The 3,978-nt window shown below is 67.3% G+C and carries 3 protein-coding genes; all 3 read right to left on the bottom strand.

The genetic code is table 11. From position 1 onward, the window contains the following. Window positions 1-211 precede the first annotated feature (211 nt). Window positions 212-1,075 carry a universal stress protein gene (locus tag ACWDPV_RS24125; protein ID WP_449745005.1) on the bottom strand — a complete coding sequence of 288 codons (864 nt, stop codon included), beginning with the start codon at window positions 1,073-1,075 and terminating at the stop codon, window positions 212-214. Between the two features lie 108 nt (window positions 1,076-1,183). Continuing rightward, the gene (locus ACWDPV_RS24120) at window positions 1,184-2,752 is read right to left on the bottom strand and encodes an APC family permease (RefSeq protein ID WP_449745004.1); all 1,569 of its coding nucleotides are present in this window, start codon (window positions 2,750-2,752) and stop codon (window positions 1,184-1,186) included. A gap of 112 nt (window positions 2,753-2,864) precedes the next feature. Further along, a complete protein-coding gene (locus tag ACWDPV_RS24115) occupies window positions 2,865-3,755 on the bottom strand; it encodes a universal stress protein (RefSeq protein WP_449745003.1) in 891 nt (296 codons plus the stop codon). Between the last annotated feature and the right edge of the window lie 223 nt (window positions 3,756-3,978).

Genomic DNA, 3,978 nt, shown 5'->3' with positions numbered 1-3,978 from the left:
CCGCGGCACTTCCACGGTGCCTGCGGCACCCCACCCCGAATCCCGCAACACCCCACACGCTCACGCTGCCTCACCGGCCGCGTGAACACACACGCGCCACGATGAGCTTCACGCGGACCGTCCACGCTCGCGCGGCGCCCCCACAATCGCGCTCGCATTGCTACGACCGCGCCGGCGTGCGGGCACCGCGTCGATGAGAACCGACCGCGCGTCAGGCGTCTTTCGGCACGACGACCATCGGGACGGTTTCGAGCGTGCGGAGCATCTTCGCGGCGGTCGCGCCGAGAAAGAGCTGCAGCGGTTGGGCGAGGCGACTGGATCCGACGAAGACGATGTCGCCGCCGTGCCAGCCGACCTTGCCGGCGGCGTCCTCGACATCATCGCCGGTGACGACCGCCGAGGTGATGTCGTAGTCGGCACCCAACGCCTGTTTCGCGGTCTCGACGAGTTCGGCGAGATGTTCGGCGGCAGCCTTTTCCGCGGTCTCGAGGTCTCCCGCCTGGCCGCCCGTACCGTCGGGCGTCAGCAACGAGATGAGCCGCAGCGGTAATCCGGTGCGTTCGCAACCGTCGATCACCGCGCGCAGCAGTGGGGTGGCGCCGCTACGACGACCGACGGCGGCCGTGATGCGGGTGATGGGCGAGGCGGATTCGCGGGCGCCGAGTGGTGCGACGACGACCGGGGTGGTGGAGACGTGCATCAGATCGTTGACGACCGATCCCAGGGAGTTGCGGCCTCGAATGCCGCCGCCCGAGCCGCCGACGATGATGGCCGCGGACCCGGTGCGATGGGATTCGACGACGAGGCCTTCGGCGGCGTGGTCGTGGAAGGCGATGTGAGCCTCGGCGACCACATCGTCGGGGACGCGGGCGGCAGCGTCGGACAACCATTCCGCTGCCTGCGAATCGAGGTGCGCCGACGTTTCGACGTCGGCACCATCGGGTGTGGGCGGCAGCACCATGCAGACGTCGAGGTCTGCATGAAAGGACCTCGCCAACTGCACGCCGAGCCCGAGAGCGTCTTCACCACCCGGTGTCGGTAGATAGGCGGCAAGCAGCGTACGTGGCGTGGGCATGTCGGCTCCCTCGGCGATATGTCGGCGATCTGTCGATGTGTGTCCCCAACGATGTTCTCACTGACGAGGCCTGTCCATCCGGACATCGGCACGCTCGCCGGCGGTGAGTCACGACACCGATGAGGGCACCGTCGACGCGGGCGTGGACCGCGGAAGGGTCTCGCCACGGAAGAAGGCCGGATGCCGTGCCCGGAGGTAGAGCATCACGAACACCCCGACGATCAACAGGCCGAACCCGATGTAGAAGACCAGGCCGATACCGAATATCGAAGCGCCACTGCCGTTGTCGGGGTTCATGCTTTCGCCCACGGAGATCAGGAAGACGATGATCAACGCGAGGCCGCCGAGGAACGGGCACAGAAATCGGTAGATCACGTTGTGTACCGAGGTGAACAGTTCATGCCGGAAGTACCACACGCACGCGAAGGCCGTGATGCCGTAGTACCAGCAGATCATGATGCCCAGGGCGGCGATCGTGTCGATCAGGGTGCGTTCGGACAGGATCGTCACCACGGTGTAGAAGATGGCCGTCACGATGCCCGCGACCAGTGCGGCGAACGACGGTGACAGGAACCGGGGATGGATCTCGGCCACCTTCTTCGGGAACGCGCCGTAGGAGCCCATCGCGAGCATCGTCCGCGCCACCGGCAAGAACGTCGTCTGCAAACTCGCCAGCGATGACACCAGGATGGCCGCGAACAACATCAGACCGCCCCACCGCCCGAGAACAGGTGTGGCCAGCGCGCCGAAGACGTTCTCGGCGTTGGCCTCGTTGCCCAGTCCGAGCCCCTCGGCACCCACCCCGGCGTACATCATCACGGCGACGGCGACCAGGAGATAGGTCAACAGGATCGACAGCACACACAGCAATCCCGCACGGCCCGGCGTGCGCTTGGGGTCCTTGCATTCCTCGCCGAGCGTCAGACACGTATCCCAGCCCCAGAACGCGAAGATCGACCCCGTGAGTCCGACCGCGAAGGCGGAGATCGTCAGCCCGGTGAACGGGTTGAACCAGTCGATGTCAAACGACAGGCCCGCGGGTGCATCGCCGGCCGCGACCTTCACCAGGGCGATGATTGCAAAGGCGAACAGAACGATGAGCTGGAAGCCGACGAGAACATATTGAATGCGTTCACTGGTCGAGATGCCCCGCATGGAAATCCACGTGGCCACGGCGAGCAGCACGAGTGTGGTCACGATGTTGACCAGCTTGTTGGTACCGATGTCGGCGATCGACGGGCGGTCGGCGATCTGGGCGATGATCAGGTAGAAAAACTGCACACCGATCGCGGCGAGGTTCGACAGCACGATGATGGTCGCGACCACCATGCCCCAACCGCACATCCACCCGACGTACGGCCCGAAGGCCTTCGTCGACCAGGTGAACGATGCCCCGCAGTCGGGGGTGTCGGAATTGAGTTCGCGGTAGGCGTAGGCGGTGAGGAACATCGGGATGAACCCGGCGATGAAGATCGCGGGCATCTTGAGCCCGACGGCCGCCACGATCAGTCCGATGCTCGCGGTCAGGGTGTAACCCGGTGCGACGGTGGATATCCCGAGGATTGCGCCGGAGAGCACGCCGACCTTGCCGGCGGCGAGGCCCTTGTCGACGGGGATCTCGCCGATGGGCGTCGTCACCCCGGTGGGTGCGTTCGGCGGTGTGGGTTGTGACGTCATGTGTGCGCTCCGGGTCGAGGGCGGGGTGTCGAGGTCGAGGTCGGGGTGTCGAGGGCGGGCGGACCGGGTTGCGGGGAGTGCCCGGTTGCTGAGGAGGAGTTGTCGTCGGCGCTCACGTGCTCGTGGGCACGACGATCATCGGGACCGACAGCGCGCGAAGCATCTTGGCCGCGGTGGTACCCAGGAACAGACGCAACGGCTGGGCGAGTCGGCTGGAGCCGACGAGCACGATGTCGCCGTCATCCCAGTCGAGGGAGGTGACGGCGGTCTCCGTCGTTTTCGCGGCGACTACCGCGGAGGCGATCTGATGGTCGGCGCCGAGGCGGCCGCGCGCCTCATCGACGAGGCCGTCGAGGAGGTCGGCGGCGGCGGCCCGGACGGCGGGGTCGGTGTCGTCACGACGCCACGGCAGCGCATCGTCGTCGCCGGTCACCAGCGACACCAGGCGCAACGGAAGTCCGGTGCGTTCGCACAGGTCGAGGCCGGCGGTGAACAGGGCGGTGCTTCCCGGTCGGCGACCGATCGCGCAGGTGATGCGGCGCAGGGTGTGCGGCGCGTTCGAGGCGGCTCCGCGCGGCGTGAGGACGACCGGTAGCGGAGACGAGTGCAGAAGATCGTTGACCACCGACCCCAGGGAGTGGCGCCCGACGATCCCGCCGCCGGATCCGCCGACCACGATGGCCGCGCATTCGGTCTGCTGCGCCTCGGTGATCAGGCCCTCGGCGACGTTGTCGTACAGGGCGATTCGGGCTTCGGCGACGATGTCGTCGGGGATGGTGGCGGTGGCCTCGGCCAACCATGCCGCCGCCCGGTCATCGACGAACCGGGTGTAGTCGGCGTTGCCGGGTGCGGCCACCTGCTCGATGGGACCCATCGGTGGGAGGACCATGGCGATGTCGAGTTCGCCGTGCAGTGCGCGTGCGAGATCGATGCCGAGCGACAGGGCGTCGGCGCCGCCGGGGGTGGCGAGGTAGGCGACCAGCAGTCGGGTGCGGGTGGGCACGGGGGGCTCCCATCGTCGGATCGCACCCGTCGGATTTCAGACGAGGCCGACTCGTCTGATCGGGTGACTGGCATCACTGTGCGCTCCGGGTGCGAGCCGTGCCCATGGCTGAAATGTCGAGGAGGTCGGCCTCGGTGACCACCATCAGTTCCTCGGGGCCGCCGTCGAAACCACCGACCGACGACGGAAGGCAGGCGCCGACCACGCCCAGTTCGTCGACGAA

The organism is Gordonia sp. NPDC003504 (genome assembly GCF_053587995.1).
Note: the sequence above shows the minus strand (reverse complement) of the source record. Positions and strands in the feature narration are given on the sequence as shown.